This window comes from Streptomyces sp. MBT53, assembly GCF_016654115.1.
GTDB lineage: Bacteria > Actinomycetota > Actinomycetes > Streptomycetales > Streptomycetaceae > Streptomyces.
The window spans coordinates 18,130-42,650 of record NZ_JAEQAZ010000058.1 but is presented as its reverse complement, the minus strand read 5'-3'; the positions used below and the strand labels follow the sequence as shown (position 1 = coordinate 42,650).

Below are 24,521 nucleotides of genomic sequence, written 5' to 3'. Positions count from 1 at the left end.
GCCGATGTTCGGCTACATGGGCCTGGTCGCCGCGACCATCTCCATCGCCGGCCTCTCCGTGACCGTGTGGGCCCACCACATGTACGTCACCGGCGGAGTCCTCCTCCCGTTCTTCTCCTTCATGACGTTCCTCATCGCCGTACCCACCGGCGTGAAGTTCTTCAACTGGATCGGAACCATGTGGAAAGGGTCCTTGAGTTTCGAGACCCCGATGCTCTGGGCCACCGGCTTCCTGATCACCTTCGTGTTCGGCGGCCTGACGGGCGTGATGCTCGCGTCGCCGCCCCTCGACTTCTCCACCTCGGACTCGTACTTCGTGGTCGCGCACTTCCACTACGTGGTGTTCGGCACGGTCGTGTTCGCGATGTTCTCCGGCTTCCACTTCTGGTGGCCGAAGATGACCGGCAAGATGCTCGACGAGCGCCTCGGCAAGATCACCTTCTGGACGCTGTTCATCGGCTTCCACGGCACCTTCCTGGTCCAGCACTGGCTGGGCGTGAACGGGATGCAGCGCCGGATTCCCGACTACCTCGCGGTGGAGGGCCTGACGACCCTCAACACGGTGTCGACGATCTTCTCGTTCGTCCTCGGACTGTCGATCCTGCCGTTCCTCTACAACGTCTGGAAGACCGCGCACTACGGAGAGAAGGTCGAGGTCGACGACCCATGGGGTTACGGCCGCTCCCTGGAGTGGGCGACGTCCTGTCCGCCGCCGCGGCACAACTTCCTCACCCTGCCCCGCATCCGCAGCGAATCCCCGGCGTTCGACCTTCACCACCCCGATGTCCCGGCCCTGGAACGGGAGTTGACGTCACGATGACCGCCATGGACGAACACCCCCTGGCCCCGGGGACGTTCCTCAACGAGATCGAGGGTCACCTGCTGATCGCGGCCACCCGCACGGAGGGCCGTGCCGCCGCCGCGCGTTTCACCGCCCGGCTCGACTGGCTCACCGACGGCCAACGGGCCGATGTGGAACGGCACTTCGAGGCGGAGTATCTCGAACTCTCCCGCGCGTCCTGGGAACGTACGGCCGAGCGGGGCAGACAACTGCGGGACGAGTACGAGGAGATGTACCGGGGACTGCGCCAACGTATCCTCGCCGCCTGCCTGTTGGCGTGCGCGCTGCTCGCGGCCACGGGACTGGTCGTCACCGCGCTCGCCTGAGACCACGCGTCCCGCCGGCCCTGACGACCGGCGGGACAACCCGCTACGACTACGTCAGCGTCCACTTCTGGTTGCTCGCCGTGCCGCAGGTCCACAGGATCAGCAGCGTCCCGTTGGCCGTGGCGGCGCCGGACGCGTCCAGGCACAGGCCCGCGTTGACGTTGGTGAGGGTGCCGTCGGAGTTGGCGGTCCACTTCTGGTTGTTCTGGCCGTTGCAGTCCCAGATGACGACCTTGGTGCCGTTGGTGGTGCCGTTGTTGTAGGCGTCCAGGCACTTGTTGCCGTACACCACGAGTTCCTTGCGGGAGGTGTACGTCCAGGCCTGGTTCTGGCCGCCGTTGCAGTCCCAGATCTCGGCCTGGGTGCCGTTGGTGATGGTGTTGTTGTAGACGTCGGCGCAGCGGCCGGACCCGGTGCCGACGACCAGGTTTCCGTTCGTGCCGGGGATGGGCTGGACGTTGATCGCTCCCAGGGTCGGCAGTGAACTTCCGGTGAAGGTGAGGGAGTTGGCGGAGCCCTTCGACAGATCGACCTGGACCGAGACCGTGCCCTGGCTGGAGCCGGTCGGCGGGAAGGAGACCGTCGTCGCGGTCTGGCTGTTCACCTGGAGGGTGCCGGTGACAGCGCTGGAACCGGTGTTGGTGTAGGGGATGTCCACGACGTCCAGGCCGGTGCTCGCCGCGCTGACGGAGGTGTACTTGCCGGTGGAGGTGGCGGTGTAGTTGGTGCTCGCCGCCTCGGTGCCGCCGCTCACCTTCAGCATCACCGAGCCGCCCGCCGGGACGCTGGCGGTGTAACTCGTGCTGTACGAGCCGAGGTTCGACTGGGCCCAGAGGTCGCGGACCGTGGCGGAGGCGCCGGTCAGGCCGAGGTCGGACCAGCGGACGGTGATGTTCTGGGCGGAGGAGGTGCGGTTGAGGAGGACGACAGCGCGGTTGCCGGTGCCGGAGAGGACCTTGCCGTAGACCTGGAGGCCGGTGGTGTCCTCGGCGACCTTGACGCCCTGGAGGCCGCGCGCGTCCTGGTCGACGGCGACGACGTCGGAGTTCTTGAGGATCGCGGCGGTCTCACTGGTCATCGTGGTGAGGTCGTTGCCGGCGAGCAGCGGGGCGCCGGAGATCGCCCACAGGGCCATGTGGGTGCGGTTCTGGGCCGCCGTGAGGCCCGTCATGCCGACGGTGAGCATGTCGGGGTCGTTGTAGTAGCCGGTGTGCTGGGCGGCCGGGTGCAGGGTCTGGTCGAAGTTGGAGAGCACGCTCGCCTGGGACGCCGTGCCGCCGTAGTAGTAGATGTCCGTGCTGGTCCGCCACATGGGGGCGAGGCCGGTGGCCCAGTTCCAGGTGTTCTGGTAGCCCCAGTTGCAGATGGAGAGGGTCAGCGGGCGGCCGGTGGTGGCCGCGGCCGTGGCGACGGCCGTGCTGATCGACTTGTACGTGGTGGCCGCGTCGAGGCCCTCGGCGTCACCGCCGCACCAGTCGACCTTCACGAAGTCGAAGCCCCACTGGGAGAACTGGAGCATGTCCTGGGCGTAGTGCCCTTCGCTGCCGGTGTTCGCGGCGGCGGGGCGGCCGGTCGGGTAGTAGTAGCCGCAGCCGTTGGCGCCGGCGTCCGTGTAGATGCCGGCCTTGAGGCCCTTGCTGTGGATGTACGCGGCGATGGCGCTCATCCCGCCGGGCCACTCGCTGGTGTCGACGGTGATGTTGCCCGCGCTGTCGCGGGTGCCCTGCCACCAGCCCTCGTCGATGTTGACGTAGTTGTATCCGGCGGCCGGGAGCCCCGATGCGACGAACGCGTCGACCTGCGCCTTGATGACGCTATAGTCGATCTTCGAGGCGAAGCTGTTCCAGGAGGCCCAGCCCATCGGGGCGGTGGGCACGGCGATCTGACGGGTCGTCGAGGCGACCGGGGCCGTGTGGAGCGGGTCGGCCGGCGCGGGTCTGGTGAAGAGAAGCAGGGTGACTGCGGCTGCGACCATCGCGAGGACGCGCAGGACGGGGGTGCGAAACATGCGACTCCTTTGTCGATATCTCGAACAAGGATCGGGCAACCGAACGAAACGGCGCGCTGAAAGTAGAGCCACCGGAGAGTGAAGTCAACGCCTGTGACACGAGGGGCAGTTGGAGTCGCCGCGGACATCCCGCACTCGTCGCGGGAATCCCCCACTTGTCGGCCGGCGGGCGCGATACTGACCGGCGTGCGCGTAGCGATCATGACAGCGGGATCCCGAGGCGATGTGGCCCCGTACACCGGACTCGGCCATGCCCTGGCCCGGGCGGGCCACGAGGTCACCCTCGTCACCCACGGAGGCTTCGCGCCCCTGGTGGCGGGTTCGGGCGTCGATTTCCATCCCCTACCGGTCGATCCCCGGGCCGAGTTGGAGTCCTCGCGGGGGCGCGCGCTGCATCGCAGCGCCTCGGGCGGGGGCAAGTTGCTGCGGGTGGTCGCGATGGCGCGGGCGCTGGTCGGGCGGATGACCGACGATCTGCTGACGGCCGCGCGGGCGAGCGACGTGCTGTTGCTGTCCAGCTCGCTGGGGCCTCTTGGGCATGCCATCGCCGAGGGACTGTCGTTGCCGAGCATGGGCGTGTATCTCCAACCCCTCGCGCCCACAAGGGAGTTCGCACCGCCGGTGCTCGGCGGCGGCTCCTGGGGCACGGTCGGCAACCGGGTCGCCGGGCGCGGGGTGAACCGGGCGGTGGAGCACGTCTTCGCCACCGCCGTACCGGAGGTGCGCTCCCGCCTGGGCCTGGCCCGCACCCGTCCCGGCACCGCACTCCGGTCCCGGGACGCGCACAACTGGCCCGTCCAGCACGGCTTCAGCCCGCTGATCGTGCCCCGCCCGGCCGACTGGCGCCCCGGGCTCACGGTGGCCGGCTACTGGTGGCCGTACGACAGAGACGCCCAACTCCCTTCCGAACTGCGGGACTTCCTCGACTCCGGGCCCGCTCCGGTGTTCGTGGGGCTCGGCAGTGCCACCGTGCCCGACCCGGAGCGGCTGAGTGCCGAGATCGTGCGCGCGCTGCGGCGGGCCGGGCTGCGCGGGGTGATCCAGCGCGGGTGGGGCGGCCTCGAAGCAGCCGGTGACGACGTACTGAGCATCGGCGAGGTGCCGCATGCGGCGCTGTTCCCGCGGATGGCGGCCGTGGTCCATCACTGCGGTGCGGGCACGACCGCGGCCGGGCTGCGTGCCGGGGTGCCGGCCGTGCCGGTGCCGATCCAGTTCGACGAGGGCTTCTGGGCCGCCCGTCTGGTCGCCCTGGGCGTGGCGCCCCGCGCCGTACCGCTGCGCGGGCTCACCGCCGACACCCTGGCCGCCGCACTCGTACGGACCACCCGCGAGCCCGCCTACGCCGAGCGGGCGCGGGCCCTCGGTGCCCGAGTGCGCGCCGAGGACGGTACGGCTCCCGTCCTCGCGGCCCTCGACAGACTGACCTAGCGCTGCTGTCGTGCCACGGCCTCGGGGGTGACCGGCGTGAAGAAGTTGACCAGGTTGCCGTCGGGGTCGCGGAAGAGGAGGGAGCGGTTGCCCCAGGGCATCGTCGTCGGCTTCTGGACGACCTCGCAGTCGAGGGGTGCAAGGCGCTCGAATTCGGCGTCGACGTCCGGCACGCGGAACTCGGTGATCACCGAACGGTTGGCCGCGGGTTGTGCGGAGCCGGTGCCGAAGAGGGCCACGGTGCGGGTGCTCGCGACCGCCAACGTGCAGGCGGGGGTGACGAGTTCGGCGAATTCGGGGGTCGACCAGGTGGCGGTGACGCCGGTGACCTGTTCGTAGAACCCGACGAGACGGGCGACGTCGTCGGTGATGACACGGATCGAGACGAAGTTCATGGCGGCTTCCTGTAAGTGGTGGCGTCGGACGAACGGACGTCCCTCACGCTAGGACCGATACCGGACAGCTTCCGCCCGGTATCCGAGGCAGACTTTCCGGGTGACCACCTCGACCGCCCGTGTACTGGCCCTGCTGGAGATCCTCCAGAGCGGTGGCCTCCGTACCGTCCCCGACCTGGCCGAGCGGCTCGGCGTCGACGAACGCACGGTCCGCCGCTACGTCGGCCATCTGCTGGAACTGGGCGTGCCGGTCGACTCGGTACGCGGTCGCTACGGCGGCTATCGGCTCGCTCCCGGCTATCGGATGCCGCCGCTGATGCTCACGGACGACGAGGCCCTCGCCGTGGTGCTCGGTCTGCTGGCCGGCCGGAGGGCGGGGCTCGTCACCGCGTCGGCCGCGGCGGGCGAGAGCGCCACGGCGAAACTGCTGCGGGTCCTGCCCGCCGCCCTGCGCCGTCGGCTCGATGCCCTGCTCGACACCGCCGACTTCACCGCGCGACCACGTGCCGCCACCGCCCCGGAGACGGAGGTGCTGCTCGAACTCGCCGAGGCCGCACTCCATCGGCGGCCGGTGGCGATCGGCTACACCGACCGGAAGGGCCGTACCAGCGACCGTACGGTCCTGCCCTACGGGCTGGTCGCGCATGCCGGGCGCTGGTATCTGACCGGCGCCGACCCGGGCGACGGCGAGGTCCGCACCTTCCGCCTGGACCGCGTCACCGCGCTGCGCGTGCGCTCCGGCTCTTTCGAGGTGCCCGCGGATTTCGACCCGGCGGCCACGGTGCTGGACAGCCTCGCGCGCACGCCGTGGGCACACGACGTGTCCCTGCGGATCCGGGGCAGTGTGGAGGACGTTCGCGGGCGTCTCCCGGCCGGGATCGCCACCCTGGCCACGGCCGACGAGGGCGCCGACTGGGTCCGTGTCCGGATCCGGGCCGAGCGGCTGGACTGGATCCCACCGGTCCTCGCGGCCCTCGACCGCCCGTTCGTCGTCGAGCGCCCCGCCGCTCTGCGCGACCTCGTGCGCGCGCTGGCCCGCCGCCTGGACGAGTACGCGACCGACGAGCCGTCCTAGGGCAGATCCTGTCCCTTCCAGCCCGGTGGCTGCATGATGCCCACGAGCTGTCGGACCAGTTCGTCGACGATCTCGTCCAGCGTGGCGTCCACCCAGCCCGCGCTCCAGTCGTGGAGGAGGCCGTTGACGCTGCCGATGAACGCCGTCGCGGCGATGCGGTAGTCGCGGCGCGCCGCCTCACCCCGCTCGGCCGCGGCCCTCGCCTCGCCGCGGATGAGGTTGATCCAGCGGGCGCGGCGGGCCAGCCGCTGTTCCTCGAGGCGTGGGCTGACACCGATGATCTCGACGAAGGTGATGCGGATGCGGCGCGGGTCGCCGGTGACGTTCGCCGCGTAGGCGTGGAAGATCGCGGTCGCCCGCTCGACGAGCGGCAGGCCGTCGGCGGCGTCGAGCGCGGTCAGTACGGCCTTCTCGGCCCAGTCGTTGACCTGGAGGTGGAGCGCGGCCAGCACGTCCTCCAGGCTGCGGAACTCCTCGTAGAACTGCCGGGTGGACAGCCCCGCGGCCTCGCTGAGCGCCGCGACGGTCGTGCCGCGGTAGCCGGGGGTGTCGCCGAAGAGCTGGAGCGCGGCGTCCAGGAAGCGTCCGCGTCGCTCGGCCTGCCGCTGCTCGGCGGACTTGCCGCCGTAGCGACCGGTCGGCGCCTTGAGCCTGCCCGCCACTGTCACACCTCTATCTTGTCGACCATCGGCCAATCTTGTCGTGTCGGGAGTCTTGCGGAGAAGAGGGCCCGTCCTTACTTTTCAGTAAGTTCATTCTGAATCCGCGCGTGTTCAGATTTCTTCACATCCTCCGGCACCCTCTCACCTCACAGAAGAGAGCAGTCATGCCTGCCTTCAGACCCAGGCACCTTTGCTCCATGGCCGCCGCCCTCGTCCTGACCGTAGCCGCTCCCGCGACGGCCGCCACAGCCGACTCCTCCGCCGCCTTGCGCGAGGTGCTCTTCGTCGGCAACAACTGGGACGGCACCGCGGACGTCATCAAGTCCACCGGCGACTTCGCGAAGATCGGGGAGATCAACATCGTCCCCGACAAGGCGGCGCGGCTGGCGGAGATCAACGCCGATCCGATCAAGTGGATCTACTACACGTCCATCCACAACGAGGTCGGACAGGGACACGACCAGTACGTGGACGACATGTACTCCACGCCGGACGGCAAGTCCCTCGTCGTCTCCCGCCCCAGCTTCGCCGACGTCGTGTCGATCAACCTCGCCACCGACACCATCAACTGGCGTTTCCCGGTGGCCGGTTACCGCGCCGACCACATGGCGGTCTCCCCCGACGGCACCCGCGTCGCGGTCTCGGCCTCGACCGCGAACAAGGTGCAGGTACTGGACATCAACACCGGTGCCGAACTGGGTGAGTTCGACACCGGCGACAAGCCGCACGAGAACTTCTTCACCAACGGCGGCAAGTACATCTGGAACATGGCGATCGGCGAGGTCACCACCGCCCTCGACGATCCGGTCTGGGACTGGACCAAGGGCGACCGGCACATCACCGTCGTCGACGCCACCACGTTCAAGCAGGTCAAGATCATCGACATGCGGGACCGGCTGGACGCGATCGGCCTCACGAACTTCTCGGACGCGGTCCGCCCGGCCGCCTTCACGCCGGACTGGTCCAAGCTGTACTTCCAGGTGTCGTTCTTCAACGGCTTCCTGGAGTACGACGTCGCCACCGACAAGATCACCCGGGTGAAGACGCTCCCGGCGAACCCCGCGACCAGCACGGACCGCACCACCTGGCTGCTCGACTCGCGTCATCACGGCATCTCGATGAACCCCGAGGGCACCAAGCTGTGCGTGGCCGGGACGATGGACAACTACGCGACGGTCGTGGACCGGGCCACCTTGCAGGAGGGTCCGCTCGTCACGGCGTCCACGCCGTACTGGGCGACCGTGAGCGGTGACGGCAAGGACTGCGTCATCTCGGAGGCAGGCGCCGACCAGGTGACGGCCATCGACTTCGCCACCGGCCAGAAGGTGCTCTCCGTCCCGGTGGGCGACCATCCGCAGCGCGTACGGCTGGGCCATGTGCAGGCCGACTGGACGAGCCCGTCCGCGAGTTGAGCGACCGTCAACGGCACCGGCCCCCGAGGGGACCGGTGCCGTTGCGTTGGTCAGCTGTGCGCCGCCGCCCATGCGGCCAGTTCGGACTTGGCCGCGCTCAGCAGTGTCGAGGAGGGGCTCGACGCGCCGTTGGTGATCAGGGCGTAGTGCAGAGTTCCCGAGCCGGAGGCCGAGAGCAGGAGGCGGTGGCTGCCGGTGCCGCCCGGTTCGTTGGCGAAGCCGATCGGGGTCGACGACGTGTACGCCGGGACACCCGAGACGGCTCCCAGGTCCGAGACCACGGTGGTGGACGCGGCCGGGAAGGACGCCGGGAGGTGGAGTTCGGTCGGTGCGGTGGAGCTGTTGGAGCGCCACATCAGCAGGCCGTACTGGCCGGAGCCGACCAGCGAGGACACGTTCGGGAGGGTGCTGGGGACCGGGTTCCAGGTCAGAGTCGTGGAGCCGTCGCGGGAGCGGTCCTCGTAGGTGAAGGCGACCGTGGTGCCGGCGGTCGCGCTCGGGTAGATCCGGTCGAGCAGCCGGGCGTCCTGACGGAGCGTCACCGTCCCGGAGTCGGTCATGTTGACGGCGGAGAGGTCCTCGTCGTTCCAGGCGTCGCCGGTGGTGAGTACCTTGTCGGCGTTGTCGTTCATCAGCTCGTGGTGGCGGCCGTTGTAGATGTCCCACTGCCACTGCGTACCGGACAGGACCGGGCCGGAGCCTGCCGGGTTGGACCACCAGGTGGAGCCCGGCAGGCGGGAGTCGAGGGCCTGGTACATCGCCTTGAGGACGGTCGGGGCCTTGCCCGAGACCGTCCCGGACAGCGGATGCCCGAACTCGCTGACGATGGCGGCGGTGCCGGCCGCGGTGGCCCGGTCACGGACCGTCCCGAAGTCGGTCGAGTACTGACCGTCGGCCGCGTTTCCCCACATCAGGATGCCGGAGATGGCCTTCTGGTCGTAGAAGTGGGTGTTGAAGACATAGCGCGAGCCGAGCGTGCCCGCGTCGAGGAGTCCGCCCTCCTGCACCTGGCTGGAGATGTTGGAGTTCCAGAAGAGGTTGGGTTCGACGAGGGCGGGCTTGGCACTCCAGCCGGCCGCGTCCATCCGCGCGCGGAACTTCACGTAGAACGGCCAGAGCAGGTTCTGCTCCCAGGTGCGGCTGGTCTGGCCCGAGTCGTAGGTCCCCGCGAAGGGCTCGTTGTACGGGTCGAAGCCGACGACACCCGCGAACTCTTCGGTGGTCAGGTGCTGTTGGATGTACGTCATGGTCGACTGGGCGGTGGTGAGGAAGGAGTCCTGGAGGCCGTAGTTGTTGTGCCAGAAGTCGTACTGGGCCTTGGTGACGGCCGAGTTCTGGGTGATGTTCTGGCCCCAGAAGAGGCAGATCCCGCAGGACTCCTGGGGGTAACTCCCCAACGCGACGGCCCACTTGGGCGCGCCGTCGCCGGTGTACCAACTTCCGCTGTTGAACAGGTACTTGGAGTACAGATCCTGGTGGAAGTCGGGGTAGACGCGAATGCCGGCGTCGAGGAACGCCTGCATCTGGGCGGTGGCGGCGGCCAGGTACGTGGTGTCGACCTGGCCCCGGACGGGTTCGGCGTAGGCCCAGGAGAGCAGGAAGCGGACCGAGTTGCCGCCGCCGAGGGCGCGCAGCGCGGTCGCGGACTTCTTCGCGTCGGCGACCGACGCGAAGGGGAGACCGCTGTTCTCAGCCAGTTTGGTCTCGCCGGAGACGTTGTAGCCGCGCAGCACGACCTGGCGGCCGTAGCTGTCGACGAAGCTGCCGTTCTGAACAGTCAGCGCCGATCCGTCGAACCAGAGAGAGTCGGTTGGGGTGGCGGCGGTGGCTGGTCCGGCACCCAGCACCGACAGGAATCCGCAGAGGACAACCAGGACAACGATCAAACGCGCCCGGATATTCGTCATGTCCACTACAGTCCGGTGATTTCCGGACACTGTCAACACTTCTGACTCACGAGTAAGTTCCCACTCTGCAAGCCCTGTTGAAACATTTTCAGCCGACCCGGCGCGTCACGTTCAGCAGGTACTCCTTCCGGTTCAGCGGGTTGTGGTCGGTGCGCGCCCGCTCCGGAACCGTGCCGTGCGCGACGGGCGCGTAGCGGTCGAAGGCGCTCTCCCACTCCCCCTCGCCCCGCGTCAGCCCCGGCAACTGCCGCTCAAGACCGTGCACTTGGGCCACCGGCACCATCCCTTCCAGCACACAGACCTGCCCTCGCGTCTCGGTGGTCCCCGGTACGGCGCGCACCGCGGCGAGGACCGGGAGCAGGGCGCTGAGGGTGTCGACCGGGGCCTCGACGCGGAACCGGTGCATCGGCTCGTACACCTGGCTCCCCGCCCGTCGCAGCGCCTCGACGAGGACCAGCGGGGTCAGCGCGCGGAAGTCGGCGCCGGTGCTCGACATGCTCTTGTCGAAGCCCTGGTGGGCGTGGCTCTGCCGGGGGCAGTAGCCGGAGCGCATCATGGTCACCACGCAGTCGGTGACCCGCCAGCCGTGCAGCCCCTGCCCGAGCGTCTCGCGCACGGTGTCCTCGACGGCCTTGAAGAAGGCGTACGGCATCGCGCCCAGCTCGACTTCGAGAGCGAACCGCACCCCCGAGCCGACCGGCGCCGGGTCGACGCGCAGGCCGACCGTGGCGAGGAACGGGTTCTCGTCCTTCTTGATGAACTCGGCCGCCGTGCCCGTGCCGACCGGCCGCTCGATGCACAGGGGCGTGGTCTCGCGGAAGGTGACCCGCACCCCGAACTCGTCGGCCAGCGTGGCCTGGACGACCTCCTTCTGGACCTCGCCGTAGAGGGAGACCGCGGTCTCCTGGCGCACCTCGTCGTGGCGCAGGCCGATCAGCGGGTCCTGTTCGGCGAGGCGGGTGAGTGCGAGGTGCAGGGCCCGCCGGTCGGCGTCGGGGCCCGGGACCACGACCGTCTCGAGGGTCGGCGGCGCGAAGAAGTGCTCGTACGCCTTCCTCGATACTCCGATCGCGTCGCCGATCCTGATCTCGCCGAGGCCCCACAGCCGGCCGATCCGGCCCGCCGGGACGGAGTCGGTGCCGATGTCCGTGCCGTGGTCGAAGACGCTGATCGCGGTGACCTTGCCCTCCTCGACGGCGTCGCCGAAGGTGATCCGGTCGCGGGTGCGGAGGGTGCCGGAGAACATCCGCGCATAGGCGACCTTCTCCCCCGCAAGGCCGCGCTCGACCTTGAACACCGTGCCGGAGAGCGGGCCTTGGGGGTCGCCCTCGGCTGCCGGGAGCAGTTCCTGGATGCCGGTGATCAGCGCGTCCACGCCTGCGCCCGTGATGGCGGAGCCGAAGTAGACCGGGTGCACGAGGGCCTGGCGGGTCTGAGCGGCGAGGGCCGTGCGCAGGAGGTCGTACGACACGGTGTCCTCGACGTAGGCGGCGAGCAGTTCGTCGTCGTGGTCGGCGAGGACGGCCGCCGCGCCCGGGTCGAGGCCCGGCCGGAAGCGGGCCGCCGGAGTGCCGATGTCGTCGACCGTGCCCATCGGGACGACCGCCGCCCTGAGCCGGTCGGAGATCTCCCGCAGCGGCTCTTCGCGGCGGGCCCCGCGGCGGTCGATCTTGTTGACGAAGAGGAGCGTCGGGATGCGCAGTCGCTGGAGCGTGCGCATCAGAACGCGGGTCTGCGGCTGGACGCCCTCGACCGCCGAGACGACCAGGACGACGCCGTCCAGCACGCCGAGCACGCGCTCCACCTCGGCGATGAAGTCCGGGTGGCCCGGGGTGTCGATGAGGTTGACGGTCACGTCGTCGACCGGGAAGGAGACGACGGCGGACTTGATGGTGATACCGCGCTGCCGCTCCAGTGCGAGCGTGTCGGTGCGGGTGCTGCCGTCGTCGACGCTGCCGATCTCGTCGATCACACCGGCCGAGTGCAGCAGTCGTTCGGTCAGGCTGGTCTTACCTGCGTCTACGTGCGCGAGGATGCCGAGGTTGAGCAAGTGCACCTGGTGTCATGTCCTTTGCTGAGGGGGGCCTTCCTTCCTGGGTGGACATGAGCGGTGTGCGCATCTCGGTGCTCCTAGGTCGTCGCTGACGGACACCGATCAGTGCAGCAGAGCGGCGGGGGCGGCGGCAACGGATTAACGTCCGTACAGAGACTGTGGCGGTGAGAGGAGCACGGCGTGCGGGAGATCCTCCCGGAGCTCGGTCGCTGGTACGCGGCGCGGGAACCGTTCGGCCTGGCCACCGTCGTCGCGGTCAGCCGCAGCGCGCCGCGCGACCCCGGGGCGGCCATGGCCGTGGGCCCGGACGACGAGGTCGTGGGCAGTGTGTCCGGGGGCTGTGTGGAGGGGGCGGTCTTCGAGCTGGCGCGGGAGGTGGTGGCGAGCGGCGAGGCGCGGCTCGAGACCTTCGGGTACAGCGACGAGGACGCCTTCGCGGTCGGGCTCACCTGCGGCGGCGAGATCACCGTGCTGGTACGGCCCGTCACGCCGGAGGCCGATCCCACGTTCGGGGCGGTCGCGCGGTCGGTCGCGGCCCGCGAACCCGTGACCGTGGCGACCGTGATCGACGGACCCGCGCCGCTCGGAGCCACCCTCGCCGTCTGGCCGGACACGGTGGGCGGCACCCTCGGCACCACCGGTCTCGATGTGGCCGTCACCGCCGACGCGCGCGGTGAACTCGCCCTCGGGGCAACGGGGTTGCGGCACTACGGACCGCGCGGCGAGCGACGCGAGGACTCCGTCACCGTGTTCCTGCACTCCTTCGCGCCGCCGCCCCGGATGCTGGTCTTCGGCGCCATCGACTACGCGGCGGCGGTCGCCCGGATCGGTGACTTCCTCGGCTACCGGGTCACGGTGTGCGACGCCCGCCCGGTGTTCGCTACGCCGAAGCGCTTCCCGGCCGGCGTCGAGGTGGTCGTGGACTGGCCGCACCGGTATCTGGCCGGCACGGACACCGACGAGCGGACGGTGATCTGCGTCCTGACCCACGACCCGAAGTTCGACGTACCGCTGCTGGAGGAGGCGCTGCGCCGGCCGGCCGCGTACATCGGGGCGATGGGCAGCCGCCGTACGCACGACGACCGTATGAAGCGGCTGCTCGAATCCGACCTCGGCGAGGGCGAGTTGGCTCGGCTGCGCTCACCGATCGGCCTGGACCTCGGGGCCCGCACGCCCGAGGAGGTGGCCGTGTCCGTGGCCGCCGAGATCGTCGCGCTGCGGTGGAGCGGCACGGGGGTGCCGCTGACGGGAGTGGCGGGGGCGATCCACCGGGCGTCGGCCGGGTGAACGGTGGGTCACCTCGGTGGCAGCCGGTGCAGTACGAGATCCGTCAGGGTGCCGTCGGTGACCGTCGCCGTGAGGTAGGTGCAGTGCGGCTGACGCCGGCGGTCGGTCGGGGAGCCCGGGTTGAGGAGCCTTAGACCGGTGGGGGCCGTGGTGTCCCAGGGGATGTGGCTGTGTCCGAAGACCAGCACGTCCAGGTCCGGAAAGCGGGCCGCGCAGCGCGCCTCGCGGCCCTGGGCGGGGCCCGTCTCGTGCACGGCACCGAAGCGCAGACCGCCGAGTTCGGCGTACGCCACCTCGGGGAGCCGGGCGCGCAGTGCGGGGCCGTCGTTGTTGCCGTACACCCCGACGAGGCGGCGGCTGCGGCTCTCCAGGAGGTCGAGGGTGGCGGTGTCGACCCAGTCGCCGGCGTGGAACACGACGTCGGCGCGCGGGAGTTCGGCGAGGAGTCGCGCGGGGAGTTCCTTGGCGCGCTTGGGGAGATGGGTGTCGGACATCAGCAGCAGACGCACGGGGTCAGCCTAGGGGCGCGCTGCTGTCACTGCTTGGCGCCCACTCCGCACCGCATCGGGAGGGGACTGGTCGCCGGGTGTCCGCGGGGTCGGGGCGCCGGACGGGGAGTTGGACGACGCCGGGGTCGCGGATCTGCGTGCCGTCGACGAAGCGGGTGACGTCGGCGTGGGTGCGCGGGGTGGCGCCCGCGTGCTCGGCGGCGCGTTCGCTGTAGCCGCGCATCGACTCGGCGACCTCCTCGGCGCCGGTGTCGGCGGCCGGGGGCGAGCGCGTCCAGGAGGCGGCGGGTGATGGCGTAGGGGCGTCGCGGTCGGGGACGTACTGGAGGATCGCCACCAGCATCAGCCCCACCGGCCGGGAGAGGTCGAGGGTCTCGGCCGCGGCGGCGGGGACGCGATCCACGTCGCGCAGGTCCGACTCCAGGTAGTCCGTCGCGCCGATCGACTCGTCCGTGGCACATCCGGCCCAGGGCCTACAGCGCCTGGCTCGGCGGCAAGGACAACTACCCCGTCGACCAGGAGGCCGCCGAACTGACCGATGCGGCCGACCCGGCGATCGTCCCCGCGGTCCACGCCGGCCGGGCCCTCCTCGGCCGGGCCGTCCGCGGGCTGAGCGGCAAGGCGGGCCTCCCCAGTTCCTCGACATCGCCGCCGCGGGGTAATGCACCCGAAGAGATCTCCAGGTCTGGCTGTTCAGTTGCGACTGGACAGTGGCCACTGCCGGTTCTACGGTGACGCCCATGGACCAGCAGCGCCCCCGGACACCGGCCGACATCTCGGACTCCGCCGCCCGCTCCGCGCGGGATCTGCGGGTGGTGTTCAGCCGGCTCCGGCGCCGGATCCGCGAGGTCGCGACGGACGAGGACCTCACTCCCTCGCAGGAGTCGGCGCTCACCCTGGTCGGCAAGCACGGCGCGGCCACGGCCAGCGCCCTGGCGTCCGCCGAGGGCGTCAGGCCGCAGTCGATGGCCGCCACCCTCGCCGCCCTCGACCGGCACGGGCTGATCCGGCGCGGCCCCGACCCCGAGGACGGCCGCAGACAACTGGTCACCCTCACCGAAGCGGGCCGCGCACGCGTCGAGGACAACCGGCAGGTCCGTGAGGAATGGCTCGCGCGCGCCTTCGAGGACCGCTACACCGAGCAGGAACGACGGACGATCATCGACGCACTGACCCTGCTGGGGCGGCTGTCGGAACAATGACGGCGAAGCGCACCCGGATATTGCGGGGTACACCGACGTGGGCCACGGCGGGTTAACCGTTGCCCAACAACAGCCCAATGGGTGGCATCGAGACAGACCGGGTTAGCATCACCCCACTCACGCCGTTCCGCAACGGGGGACGGTGAGCGCAAACAAGGGGGCTAGAAGCCGGATGTCGGTCAAGGTCAGTGTCGTCGTCCCTGTGTACAACCCAGGGCCCTATATCGAGGATTGCATCTCCTCTCTCCTCAGGCAGTCCCTGCCTAACGACGAGTACGAGGCGATCTTCGTCGACGACGGCTCGACGGACGGCACGCCCGCGCGGCTCGACGAGGTGGCCGCGCAGCACCCCAACATCCACGTCATCCACCAGGAGGCCTCCGGCTGGTCGGGCAAGCCCCGCAACGTCGGCATCGCCGCCTCCAAGGGCGAATTCGTCATGTTCGTCGACAACGACGACTACCTCGGCGACGAGGCCCTTGAGCGGATGTACGACTACGGCGTGGCCAACGGCGCCGATGTCATCGTCGGCAAGATGGCCGGCAAGGGCCGCGCGGTGCCGGTGGAGCTGTTCCGCAAGAACTACCCGCACGCGTCGGTCGAGACCGCGCCGCTGATGGACAGCCTCACCCCGCACAAGATGCTCCGCCGCGCGTTCCTCGACCGCATCAACCTGCGGTTCCCGGAGGGACGTCGCCGGCTGGAGGACCACGTCTTCGTGACGGAGGCCTACCTCGCCGCGGACAACGTCGCCGTGCTCAGCGACTACGTCTGCTACTACCACATCAAGCGCGAGGACGCCTCGAACGCCGGCTTCCAGCGCTTCGACCCCGTCGGCTACTTCAAGAACCTGCGCGAGGCCCTCGACGTCGTCGAGAAGTACACCGAGCCCGGCCCGGCCCGCGACAAGATCTTCCGCCGCTGGCTGCGCGTGGAGATGATGGAGCGCCTCGGCGGCGGCCGGCTCCTGAAGGCCCCCGACGAGTACCGCCGGGAACTCCTCAAGGAGATCCGCGGTGTCATGACCGAGCGCTTCGGCCCCGGTGTCGCGGCCGGCCTCGGCCCGCGGCTGCGGGTCGTCGCCGCCCTCGCCGCCGCCGACCGGTACGACGACCTCGTCGAGCTCGCCGAGTGGGAGGCCGCCCTCAAGCCGTCGGCGGTCCCCGGCGAGATCGAGTGGCGGGACGGCAAGTTGCTGGTCCACTACCGGGCCGAGTTCGTCGTCGACGGCAAGCCGGCGATCTTCGAGGCCAAGGGTGCCCCGGCGCCCAAGCACCCGGAGCCGAAGAACCTCGCCGAGGCGACCGCCATGCTCACGGCGGACGCCACCCACGTCTTCAAGAAGGCGACGGCCGACCTCGTCGTCCGCGAGCGCACCAGCGCCGCCTCGCACTTCCAGCCCGTGCAGATCTCGCACGAGACGGTCGCCGACGGTGCCGGCGTCCGCCTGGTGCTGCACGCCACGGCCACCGTCGACCCCGCCACCGCGGCCGGCGGCGCCCCGCTCGGCGAGGGCCTCTGGGACACCTACGTCCGGGTCGTCATCGGCTCCTGGAACAAGGAGTGCCGCCTCGGCCCGGTCCCGCAGCACGGCGAGAACGCCGGGCACGCCGGTGTCGTAGCCGGTCAGGTGATGCTGCCGTACTACACGGAGCCGCACGGCAACTTCTCCCTCGACGTCGACAAGGCGAGCAAGCGCCTCGGCCTCGCCGACCTCAAGCCCGACGACTTCACGGTCACCGGCGCCCGCGTCGGCGTCCTGCTCCCCTTCTACGTCCCCGCCACCACCGACGTACTGCTGCGCCTGACCCACAAGTCGTCCGGTACGACCCTGGACGTGCCCGGTGTGGTCTCCCCCGAGTCCTCCGGTGCGCGGCTCGCCGCCGAGGTGCCCGCCGCCGAGCTGAAGGACCTGGCGTGGAACGCGTCGGTGTGCCTGACCCCGGCCGCCACCGGGCAGCGTTTCCTGGCCCTGCCGGTGCGGCTGGCCGGTGACGCCGGCGGTATCCGGGTGGAGGCGGCGCCGAAGACCAAGCCCGCCGAGCCCAAGCCCGCGCCGAAGCCGGTGGCCGCCAAGCCCAAGCCCGGGCTGGCCCGCCGGGTGGCACGCAAGCTGAAGCGCGCCCTGAACAAGTAGCACCACGCAAGCAAGGCATGGAGGACGAAAGAACGTGCGAGCACTGGGAATCGAAGGCGCCTGGGTCCTGGAACCCAAGGTCTTCCCCGACGACCGGGGCAGTTTCCACGAGTGGTACCGCGGCGAGGAGTTCCGCGAGGCCACCGGGTACGACCTGGCCCTGTCCCAGGCCAACTGCTCGGTCTCGCGGCGCGGTGTGGTGCGCGGAGTGCACTTCTCCGACGTGCCGCCGAGCCAGGCCAAGTACGTCAAGTGTGTGCGCGGCGCCGTCCTCGACGTGATCGTGGACATCCGCGTCGGCTCTCCCACGTTCGGTCAGTGGGAGGCCGTCCGGCTGGACGACGACAGCAAGCACGCCGTGTTCCTCGCGGAGGGTCTCGGGCACGCGTTCATGGCCCTGACCGACGACGCGACGGTGGTGTACCTGTGCTCGACGGGCTACGCGCCCGGGCGTGAGCACGGCATCAACCCGCTCGACCCGGCGCTCGGCATCGCCTGGCCCGAGGGCTTCGAGCCGGTGCTGTCGGACAAGGACGCCGAGGCGCCCACACTGGCAGAGGCGGAGCAGTCAGGACTTCTTCCGTCCTACGCGGACTGCTCCGCCTACTACGAGCGACTGCGCGGTGGGCAGGTCAGCGACTGACGCTGAGCTGCTCCACCGAGCGGCGCAGGGGCTCCCAGCCGCGGGACCGCTTGGTCCCGCGGTCGCGAGCTTTGGCGAGGGGGCCCCAGAAGCCGGCGTTCAGCAGCGCCTCGGGCTGCACGGCGGTGGTGCGCTCCAGGATCGCCTCGGGCACCTTCTGCGGGTCCGGGACCTCGAACTCCGCGATGATCTCGTCGTACTTGTCCTTGAGGACGGTGCTGTTCGGGTCGGCGCCGAAGACCACGAGCTGACCCGTGGGCTGGGTGTCGACCAGGACCGTCACCAGGTCGGGACGGTAGCGGGCGAGGATCTCGACCAGCTTGTAGACGTCGCCGGTCCAGGCGTCGGTGTGCCGGTCCCGGGCCGCCTCGTCGATGCTGCGCGGCAGCATGTCGTCGAAGACGATGACGCTGGCCCAGTCCGAGTGCTTCTCCACGTTGATGAAGTCGCGCAGCGCGTACTCGAAGAGGTGCATGCCGTCGATGAACGACAGATCCAGCGTGGTGGTCTTCCACCAGCCCAACGGGCTCCGGTTGCGGGCCAGTTGGCGCAGCGGGTGACGGCCGCCGCGCAGGTGCACCAGCGGGTTGTCCCGGGCGAAGAAGTCGTCACTGGTCGCCTTGGCCAGGTGGACGTCACAGCGGATCTCCGTGACCACCTTGAACGCGGGATCGATCGCAACGCTGGGCACCCGGGAGAGCGTCAGGCTGCGGCCGTCGTTGACGCCGATCTCCAGGTAGTTGCGGTTCGCGGTTGACTTGTGGAGTCCCCGCAGGAACTCATGGCGTTTCACGAAGAAATCTCCTTGCGGATGTGAGGAAGTGCTTCGTGCAGGGCGGACCGCCAGTCCCTCGGCGGTTCCAGACCGACTTCCCGCCACCGCTCGTGCCCGAGGGCGCTGTAGGCGGGGCGGGGCGCGGGACGGACGAAGGCAGCGCTCGTGGTGGGGCGGACACGCTCCGGGTCGGCGTCGATGAGCCGGAACACCTCCTGGGCGAGACCGTGCCAGCTGGTCTCGCCGGAGCTGGTCGCGTGGAACACCCCGTGCGCGCCCTCGACCTGACCGATACGGGCGCCGAGATCGGCGATCCGTACGGCGACGTCGGCGCTCCAGGTCGGCTGTCCGTGCTGGTCGTCGACGACGTCGAGAGTGTCGCGACGTGCTTCCAGCTCGATCATCGTGCGGACGAAGTTACCCCCACAGGCTCCGTACAGCCAAGCCGTGCGGACGACCGCGCTCCCACCGGGCAGTTCCTCCAACACGGCCTGCTCGCCCGCGAGTTTGGTGCGGCCGTAGGCGGTGCGGGGTGCGGTGGGGTGGTTCTCCGGGTACGGCGTGCTGCGGGCCTCGCCGTCGAAGACGTAGTCGGTGGAGACGTGCACCAGCCGCGCGCCCGAGGCGGCGCAGGCGCGGGCGAGGAGCCGGGGCCCCTCGCCGTTGATGCGAAGGGCCCGCTCCTCGTCGGTCTCGGCGTCGTCGACGGCGGTGTACGCCGCGCAGTTCACCACCACGTCGGGGTGGTGCTCCGCGAACGCCCGGTCCACCGACGCGGGGTCGGTGATGTCCAGGGCGGCGCGGTCGAGACCGACGAACTGCTCACCGCGCCGGGCGAGTTCGTCCAGGACGTCGTGGCCGAGCATCCCGCCGGCACCGGTGACCAGCCACTTCATCAGGCGCGCTCCACCCTTGCCTTGAGCGGCTCCCACCAGGCGCGGTTGTCGCGGTACCAGGCGACGGTGTCCGCGAGGCCGGTGGCGAAGTCGTGCTTCGGGGTGTAGCCCAGCTCGTCGTGGATCTTGGACCAGTCGACGGAGTAGCGCAGGTCGTGGCCCTTGCGGTCCTCGACGCGCTCGACCGAGTCCCAGTCCGCGCCGCAGGCTTCGAGCAGCAGGCCGGTGAGCTCCTTGTTGCTGAGCTCGGTGCCGCCGCCGATGTTGTAGACCTCGCCGGCCCGGCCCTTGGTGCGCACGAGCTCGATGCCCTGGCAGTGGTCCTCGACGTGCAGCCAGTCGCGGACGTTGAGGCCCTCGCCGTAGAGCGGGACCTTCTTGCCGTCGAGGAGGTTGCTGACGAACAGCGGGATGACCTTCTCGGGGAACTGGTGCGGCCCGTAGTTGTTCGAGCAGCGGGTGACGCGGACGTCCAGGCCGTGGGTGCGGTGGTAGGCCAGGGCGAGCAGGTCGGAGGAGGCCTTCGACGCGGAGTACGGCGAGTTCGGCGCCAGCGGGTGGGTCTCGGGCCACGAGCCGGTCTCGATGGAGCCGTAGACCTCGTCGGTGGAGATGTGCACGAACGGGGTGCGGTAGCGCAGGGCCGCGTCCAGCAGGACCTGGGTGCCCACCACGTTGGTGCGGACGAAGTCGGCGGCGCCGTTGATCGAGCGGTCCACGTGGGACTCGGCGGCGAAGTGGACCACCTGGTCCGCCTCGGCCATCAGCTTGTCGACCAGTTCGGCGTCGCAGATGTCGCCCTGGACGAACTCCAGGCGCGGGTGGCCTATTTCAAGGTTGTCGAGCGTGCCGGCGTACGTGAGCTTGTCCAGCACCGTGATGCGGGGCGCGTCGGCCGCGTCCGAGGCGAGGAGCGTGCGGACGTACGTGGAACCGATGAAGCCGGCGGCGCCGGTGACGAGGAGATTCATGAACGGATCTGCACCTTGCTGTGGTCTCCGAGAACGAGGCGGTGGGCGCTGGGTACCCCCGGAGCGGGGGTCACTTCGACGTGCTTGCCGATGAGCGAGGACTCGATCCGGCCCACCCCGGCGATGGACGAGTCCTGCAGCACTATGGAGAACTCCAGCTCACTGTCCGTGATCCGGCAGTTCTCCGCGACCGAGGTGAACGGTCCGACGTAGGAGTCGCTCACGACCGTGCCGGCCCCGATGACGACGGGTCCGACGATGCGCGAGCGCTCGATGCGCGCGCCCTCCTCGATCACCACGCGGCCGATGGTCTCGGAGACGTCGTCGACCTCGCCGTCGATGCGGCGGTCCATACTCTCCAGGACGGTCCGGTTGACCTCGAGCATGTCGACGACGTTGCCCGTGTCCTTCCAGTAGCCGTGGATGACCGAGGAGCGCACGTCGGCGCCGTCGTCGATCAGCTGCTGGATGGCGTGGGTGATCTCCAGTTCGCCGCGCCAGGACGGCTTGATGGCGCGCACGGCGTCGTGGATGGCGGGCGTGAAGAGGTAGACACCGACCAGGGCGAGGTCGCTCTTGGGGTGCTCCGGCTTCTCCTCCAGGCCGATGACCTGGCCGGATTCGCTGAGTTCGGCGACACCGAAGGAGCGGGGGTCGGGCACGTGGGTGAGCAGGATCTGCGCGTCGGGCTTGTTGGCCTGGAATCCTTCGACGAGGCCGGTGATGCCGCCGACGATGAAGTTGTCGCCGAGGTACATCACGAAGTCGTCGTCGCCGAGGTACTCGCGCGCGATCAGGACGGCGTGGGCCAGTCCGAGGGGACGGTCCTGCGGGATGTAGGTGATCTGCAGGCCGAACTTCGACCCGTCACCCACCGCCTCCTCGATCTCCGCCGCGGTGTCACCGACGATGATGCCGACCTCGGTGATGCCCGCGTCGGCGAGTGATTCGAGCCCGTAGAAAAGGACGGCCTTGTTGGCCACCGGGACGAGCTGTTTTGCCGATGTGTGTGTGATCGGCCTCAGGCGGGATCCAGTGCCGCCGGAGAGAACGAGAGCCTTCATCGCTTCACCTTAGCGTCATCTTTGGACGTGCATCGTTCCTCCCTATGTTCGTTTATTACGACCATCCAACGATAGGTGGGACGGGAGGTGTCTAATCGACCGGCGGATCGGGCAAATCGCCCGCCGCCCGCTCCACGTCCGCGACGACCCCGGCCCGGTCCAGCCCCTCGTCCTTGGCGTACTCGCCCGCCGCGGTCTGCGCGTCACGGCTCAGATCGCGCCAGGCCCGCCAGGCCGTCTCGTAGGTCTCGGTCTGGGCCTCGGTCCAGGGTTCGTGGGCGGGGGCACCGAGGGCGTCCCGCATCTCCTTGACCCTGGCGCGCGCCTGGTCGGCCGCGCGCTGCTTCTCGACCAGTTCTTCGAAGGTGTGTGCCACAAGCAGGCACCCCATCACGGGGAACGCGTACAGCCGCTCCGACCTGCCGCTACGCGCCCCGACGGGCACCCGTGCGGCCGTCTACCGGTCGAGCGCGATCTCGGCCCACACCTGTTTGCCGCCGCTCACCGGCACCGTGCCCCAGGCCGCCGACACGGCCTCGACGAGGAGGATCCCGCGGCCGCCGGTGGCCTCCCAGCCGATGCTGGTCGGTTTGACCGGGGTGCGCGGCGAGGAGTCGGCGACGGCGACGCGGAACCGGTGGTTGACGAGGGTGAGGTCGAGGCGGACCGGGCCGTCGGTGTGCACGAGGGCGTTGGTGACCAGCTCGGAGACGACGAGGAGGATGGTGTCGACCTCGTCGGTGACGCCCCAGACGCGCAGGGTGCGCTTGGTGAAGCGGCGGGCGTGCCGGGCCGCCTCGGGGACGCGCCACACCGTCCAGTTCTCGCGCCGGGGGCGGGTGGCGAGGCCGTCGTAGCGCATGAGGAGCAGGGCCACGTCGTCGTCGCGGCGGGCGTTGCCGAGCAGGGCGTCGGCGACCAGGCCGAGGTGGGCGGGGTCGGAGACGGCGAGGCCGTGGGCGAGCCGGTCGAGACCCTCGTCGATGTCGGCCTCCTTGGACTCCACGAGGCCGTCGGTGGTGAGGGCGATGACGGTGCCGGGCTGGAGCCGCAGCGGGCTCATCGGGAAGTCGGCCTGGGTGACCACGCCGAGCGGTGGGCCGCCGTCCAGTTCGGGGATCTCGGTGCTGCCGTCCGGGTGGCGCAGGACGGGCGGCAGATGACCGGCCCGCACGTACCAGGCGGAGCCCTCCTCCATGTCGACGTCGACGTAGCAGCAGGTGGCGAAGAGGTCGGTCTCCAGGTCGATGAGGAGGCGGTTGGCGTGCGAGACGACGACGTCCGGGGGGTGTCCCTCGACGGCGTAGGCGCGCAGCGCGGTGCGCATCTGGCCCATGAGGGTGGCGGCGCCCGCGTTGTGTCCCTGGACGTCGCCGATGACGAGGGCCACGTGGTTGTCGGGCAGCGGGATCACGTCGTACCAGTCGCCGCCGACCTCGAGACCGGCCGTGGTCGGCAGATAGCGGGCGACGGCGACCCCGCCGGGCAGTTTCGGCAGTCGGCGCGGCAGCAGCTGGCGTTGGAGCATGCCGACGAGTTCGTGTTCGGCGTCGAAGGCGTGGGCGCGCATCAGGGCCTGTCCGGCGAGGCCCGCGGAGGCGGTGAGGAGGGCGCGTTCGTCGGGGCCGAAGACGTGCGGGTCGTCCCAGCCGATCAGACAGGCCCCGGACACCCGGCCGCCCGCGGACAGCGGCAGTACGGCGAGGCCGCCCGGTCCGACCTCGGCGAGGGCGGGTTCCAGGTCGGTGCCGGCGGGCCAGATCGCGGCGCGGCCCTCGCGCAGGGCGGCGGCGAGGGTGGGCATCGTGCGGACCGGCGCGTCGGGCCATTCGCTGCGCCACTCTTGGCGCCACAGCTCGGGCCAGGACTCCGGTTCGGGCGGGTCGAGGACGGTGACGACCAGGCGGTCGCCCTCCAGTTCGGCGAGCGCGATGCGGTCGGCGCGCAGCGGTTTGCGCAGGGCGGCGACCACGGCCTGGCTGACGTCACGGACCGTGCCGGCCATGGCGAGGGCGGCGGCGAGGCGCTGGACGCGGGCCACGTCGTTGACGCCGGAGCGCAGTTGGGAGGCGTCGCCGACGGTGCCGACGAGGCGGGCCGGGCGGCCGTCGCCGCCGGGCAGGAGCCGGCCGCGCAGCCGCAGCCACTTCGGCGGGCCCGAGGGCTGCAGGACCCGGAACTCCAGCTCGCGGTCGCCGATGGCCATGTGGTCGGCCTCGACGACGGACATCAGCGAGGGCAGATCCTCCGGCACGGTGAGTCCGAGGAGTGTCTCGACCTTGCCGTCGAAGTCGCCCGGGCCGAGCCCGAACAGCGTCAGGATGTCGCCGCCGACCTCGACCCGGCCGGTGTCCATGGCCAGGTCGAAGGAGCCCGCGGGCAGTTCCCCGCCCGCCACGGCCTCGTCCGGGAGCGGGATCGCGACCGCCTCGGCGATCAGCGTGAGGCAGGCGCGGTCCTCGGTGTCGAATCCGGCCGGGTGCTCGCTCACCGCGAGCAGACAGCCGCCGCCCCGGTCCCCGCGCACGGGCAGGGCCGCCAGATGGAACTCCCCGGTCGGCAGCCGTCGCGAGTCGTCACCGGCGGCCAGCTCCTCGGGACCGAGCCACACCGGGTGCCCGGACCGCCGCGCCTCGGCGACGGGTGCTCCCCCGGCCGCCGGATAGCCGTCCCGCAGTCCGTACAGGGTCCGTGGCACACCGGCCGACTCGACCAGGCACAGCAGGTCGGCCTCGCCGGACGTGTACACCCCGGCGAAGGTCGCACCGGCGAAGACGAGGGCCTGTTCGAGAACCCGGCGCAGCCGTTCGCGGGAGTCGAGGTCGGTGGTGAGCGTTTTGAGGGCAAGTTCGGCCCGCAGCGTTCTCGCTCTGCGTCCCTCAGCGCCCTCACTGACCACGTCCGCAATTACAGCGCTTATGCGGCGACTG

General features: G+C 70.2%; 23 protein-coding genes. 10 read left to right on the top strand and 13 right to left on the bottom strand.

The window, feature by feature from the left end; genetic code table 11:
* A partial coding sequence (locus JHN45_RS22445; protein WP_201050274.1) for a cbb3-type cytochrome c oxidase subunit I occupies positions 1–820 on the top strand: 820 nt, incomplete at its 5' end.
* A gap of 5 nt (positions 821–825) precedes the next feature.
* Positions 826–1,167 (top strand): hypothetical protein, encoded by a 342-nt coding sequence (locus tag JHN45_RS22440; RefSeq protein ID WP_374195634.1) that lies wholly within the window; start codon positions 826–828, stop codon positions 1,165–1,167.
* A 49-nt stretch (positions 1,168–1,216) separates the two neighbouring features.
* On the opposite strand, the gene JHN45_RS22435 is transcribed toward JHN45_RS22440, so the two are convergent.
* Complete coding sequence (locus JHN45_RS22435; protein WP_201050265.1) at positions 1,217–3,175, bottom strand: ricin-type beta-trefoil lectin domain protein; 1,959 nt, start codon at positions 3,173–3,175, stop codon at positions 1,217–1,219.
* Between the two features lie 201 nt (positions 3,176–3,376).
* On the opposite strand from JHN45_RS22435, the gene JHN45_RS22430 reads away from it, so the two are divergent.
* Positions 3,377–4,603 (top strand): glycosyltransferase, encoded by a 1,227-nt coding sequence (locus JHN45_RS22430; protein ID WP_201050293.1) that lies wholly within the window; start codon positions 3,377–3,379, stop codon positions 4,601–4,603.
* Here the strand turns inward: JHN45_RS22430 and JHN45_RS22425 are convergent.
* Positions 4,600–4,998, bottom strand: a complete 399-nt coding sequence (locus JHN45_RS22425; protein ID WP_201050263.1) for a VOC family protein — start codon at positions 4,996–4,998, stop codon at positions 4,600–4,602. The two genes, JHN45_RS22430 and JHN45_RS22425, sit on opposite strands and share 4 nt — an antisense overlap.
* A gap of 100 nt (positions 4,999–5,098) precedes the next feature.
* Between JHN45_RS22425 and JHN45_RS22420 the strand changes: the two genes are divergently transcribed.
* On the top strand, positions 5,099–6,073 hold the full coding sequence (locus JHN45_RS22420; RefSeq protein ID WP_201050260.1) for a YafY family protein: 975 nt from the start codon (positions 5,099–5,101) through the stop codon (positions 6,071–6,073).
* On the opposite strand, the gene JHN45_RS22415 is transcribed toward JHN45_RS22420, so the two are convergent.
* Positions 6,070–6,735: a TetR/AcrR family transcriptional regulator gene (locus JHN45_RS22415; RefSeq protein ID WP_201050292.1), complete on the bottom strand. Its 666-nt coding sequence runs from the start codon at positions 6,733–6,735 to the stop codon at positions 6,070–6,072. The genes JHN45_RS22420 and JHN45_RS22415 overlap by 4 nt on opposite strands.
* A 164-nt stretch (positions 6,736–6,899) precedes the next feature.
* On the opposite strand from JHN45_RS22415, the gene JHN45_RS22410 reads away from it, so the two are divergent.
* Positions 6,900–8,147, top strand: coding sequence for a YncE family protein (locus JHN45_RS22410; RefSeq protein WP_201050259.1), 1,248 nt, complete (start codon positions 6,900–6,902; stop codon positions 8,145–8,147).
* Positions 8,148–8,197: 50 nt separating this feature from the next.
* Here JHN45_RS22410 and JHN45_RS22405 read toward each other — a convergent pair whose 3' ends face one another.
* The gene (locus tag JHN45_RS22405) at positions 8,198–10,054 is read right to left on the bottom strand and encodes a cellulase family glycosylhydrolase (protein ID WP_200710521.1); all 1,857 of its coding nucleotides are present in this window, start codon (positions 10,052–10,054) and stop codon (positions 8,198–8,200) included.
* 88 nt (positions 10,055–10,142) lie between these two features.
* Positions 10,143–12,110 (bottom strand): translation factor GTPase family protein, encoded by a 1,968-nt coding sequence (locus JHN45_RS22400; protein ID WP_201050257.1) that lies wholly within the window; start codon positions 12,108–12,110, stop codon positions 10,143–10,145.
* A 177-nt stretch (positions 12,111–12,287) separates the two neighbouring features.
* Between JHN45_RS22400 and JHN45_RS22395 the strand changes: the two genes are divergently transcribed.
* Positions 12,288–13,394 carry an XdhC family protein gene (locus tag JHN45_RS22395; protein WP_200710523.1) on the top strand — a complete coding sequence of 369 codons (1,107 nt, stop codon included), beginning with the start codon at positions 12,288–12,290 and terminating at the stop codon, positions 13,392–13,394.
* Between the two features lie 8 nt (positions 13,395–13,402).
* Here JHN45_RS22395 and JHN45_RS22390 read toward each other — a convergent pair whose 3' ends face one another.
* Complete coding sequence (locus JHN45_RS22390) at positions 13,403–13,903, bottom strand: metallophosphoesterase (protein ID WP_201050255.1); 501 nt, start codon at positions 13,901–13,903, stop codon at positions 13,403–13,405.
* Between the two features lie 4 nt (positions 13,904–13,907).
* On the bottom strand, positions 13,908–14,306 hold the full coding sequence (locus JHN45_RS22385) for an SAM-dependent methyltransferase (protein WP_307783162.1): 399 nt from the start codon (positions 14,304–14,306) through the stop codon (positions 13,908–13,910).
* 56 nt (positions 14,307–14,362) lie between these two features.
* Here JHN45_RS22385 and JHN45_RS54735 point away from each other — a divergent pair, with 56 nt between their 5' ends.
* The 4 genes from JHN45_RS54735 to rfbC all read left to right on the top strand — a co-directional run bounded on the left by JHN45_RS54735 (position 14,363) and on the right by rfbC (position 17,885).
* Positions 14,363–14,638 carry an SAM-dependent methyltransferase gene (locus JHN45_RS54735; protein WP_201050282.1) on the top strand — a complete coding sequence of 92 codons (276 nt, stop codon included), beginning with the start codon at positions 14,363–14,365 and terminating at the stop codon, positions 14,636–14,638.
* Positions 14,639–14,643: 5 nt separating this feature from the next.
* Positions 14,644–15,105 (top strand): MarR family winged helix-turn-helix transcriptional regulator, encoded by a 462-nt coding sequence (locus JHN45_RS22375; RefSeq protein ID WP_201050254.1) that lies wholly within the window; start codon positions 14,644–14,646, stop codon positions 15,103–15,105.
* Between the two features lie 172 nt (positions 15,106–15,277).
* Complete coding sequence (locus JHN45_RS22370; protein ID WP_201050246.1) at positions 15,278–17,242, top strand: glycosyltransferase family A protein; 1,965 nt, start codon at positions 15,278–15,280, stop codon at positions 17,240–17,242.
* A 34-nt stretch (positions 17,243–17,276) separates the two neighbouring features.
* A complete protein-coding gene (gene rfbC, locus JHN45_RS22365) occupies positions 17,277–17,885 on the top strand; it encodes a dTDP-4-dehydrorhamnose 3,5-epimerase (protein ID WP_201050244.1) in 609 nt (202 codons plus the stop codon).
* Here rfbC and JHN45_RS22360 read toward each other — a convergent pair.
* The 6 genes from JHN45_RS22360 to JHN45_RS22335 all read right to left on the bottom strand — a co-directional run bounded on the left by JHN45_RS22360 (position 17,875) and on the right by JHN45_RS22335 (position 24,490).
* On the bottom strand, positions 17,875–18,678 hold the full coding sequence (locus tag JHN45_RS22360; protein WP_019068584.1) for a class I SAM-dependent methyltransferase: 804 nt from the start codon (positions 18,676–18,678) through the stop codon (positions 17,875–17,877). The genes rfbC and JHN45_RS22360 overlap by 11 nt on opposite strands.
* On the bottom strand, positions 18,675–19,556 hold the full coding sequence (gene rfbD, locus JHN45_RS22355; RefSeq protein ID WP_201050242.1) for a dTDP-4-dehydrorhamnose reductase: 882 nt from the start codon (positions 19,554–19,556) through the stop codon (positions 18,675–18,677). Before rfbD ends, JHN45_RS22360 begins: the two co-directional genes overlap by 4 nt.
* Positions 19,556–20,527: a dTDP-glucose 4,6-dehydratase gene (gene rfbB / locus JHN45_RS22350; protein ID WP_200710530.1), complete on the bottom strand. Its 972-nt coding sequence runs from the start codon at positions 20,525–20,527 to the stop codon at positions 19,556–19,558. Before rfbB ends, rfbD begins: the two co-directional genes overlap by 1 nt.
* Positions 20,524–21,591 carry a glucose-1-phosphate thymidylyltransferase gene (locus JHN45_RS22345; RefSeq protein WP_033278834.1) on the bottom strand — a complete coding sequence of 356 codons (1,068 nt, stop codon included), beginning with the start codon at positions 21,589–21,591 and terminating at the stop codon, positions 20,524–20,526. The genes rfbB and JHN45_RS22345 overlap by 4 nt, the downstream gene beginning before the upstream one ends.
* A gap of 91 nt (positions 21,592–21,682) precedes the next feature.
* Positions 21,683–21,967 (bottom strand): hypothetical protein, encoded by a 285-nt coding sequence (locus tag JHN45_RS22340; RefSeq protein WP_200710531.1) that lies wholly within the window; start codon positions 21,965–21,967, stop codon positions 21,683–21,685.
* 81 nt (positions 21,968–22,048) lie between these two features.
* Complete coding sequence (locus tag JHN45_RS22335) at positions 22,049–24,490, bottom strand: SpoIIE family protein phosphatase (protein WP_201050240.1); 2,442 nt, start codon at positions 24,488–24,490, stop codon at positions 22,049–22,051.
* Positions 24,491–24,521 lie beyond the last annotated feature (31 nt).

Coding starts and splice junctions, on each gene's coding strand:
- JHN45_RS22430 (WP_201050293.1), top strand. CDS start 3,377: ATGACAGCGGGATCCCGAGGCGATGTGGCCCCGTACACCGGACTCGGC.
- JHN45_RS22435 (WP_201050265.1), bottom strand. CDS start 3,175: ATGTTTCGCACCCCCGTCCTGCGCGTCCTCGCGATGGTCGCAGCCGCA.
- rfbD (WP_201050242.1), bottom strand. CDS start 19,556: ATGAAGTGGCTGGTCACCGGTGCCGGCGGGATGCTCGGCCACGACGTC.
- JHN45_RS22370 (WP_201050246.1), top strand. CDS start 15,278: ATGTCGGTCAAGGTCAGTGTCGTCGTCCCTGTGTACAACCCAGGGCCC.
- rfbB (WP_200710530.1), bottom strand. CDS start 20,527: ATGAATCTCCTCGTCACCGGCGCCGCCGGCTTCATCGGTTCCACGTAC.
- JHN45_RS22405 (WP_200710521.1), bottom strand. CDS start 10,054: ATGACGAATATCCGGGCGCGTTTGATCGTTGTCCTGGTTGTCCTCTGC.
- JHN45_RS22345 (WP_033278834.1), bottom strand. CDS start 21,591: ATGAAGGCTCTCGTTCTCTCCGGCGGCACTGGATCCCGCCTGAGGCCG.
- JHN45_RS22425 (WP_201050263.1), bottom strand. CDS start 4,998: ATGAACTTCGTCTCGATCCGTGTCATCACCGACGACGTCGCCCGTCTC.
- JHN45_RS22410 (WP_201050259.1), top strand. CDS start 6,900: ATGCCTGCCTTCAGACCCAGGCACCTTTGCTCCATGGCCGCCGCCCTC.
- JHN45_RS22440 (WP_374195634.1), top strand. CDS start 826: ATGGACGAACACCCCCTGGCCCCGGGGACGTTCCTCAACGAGATCGAG.
- JHN45_RS22375 (WP_201050254.1), top strand. CDS start 14,644: ATGGACCAGCAGCGCCCCCGGACACCGGCCGACATCTCGGACTCCGCC.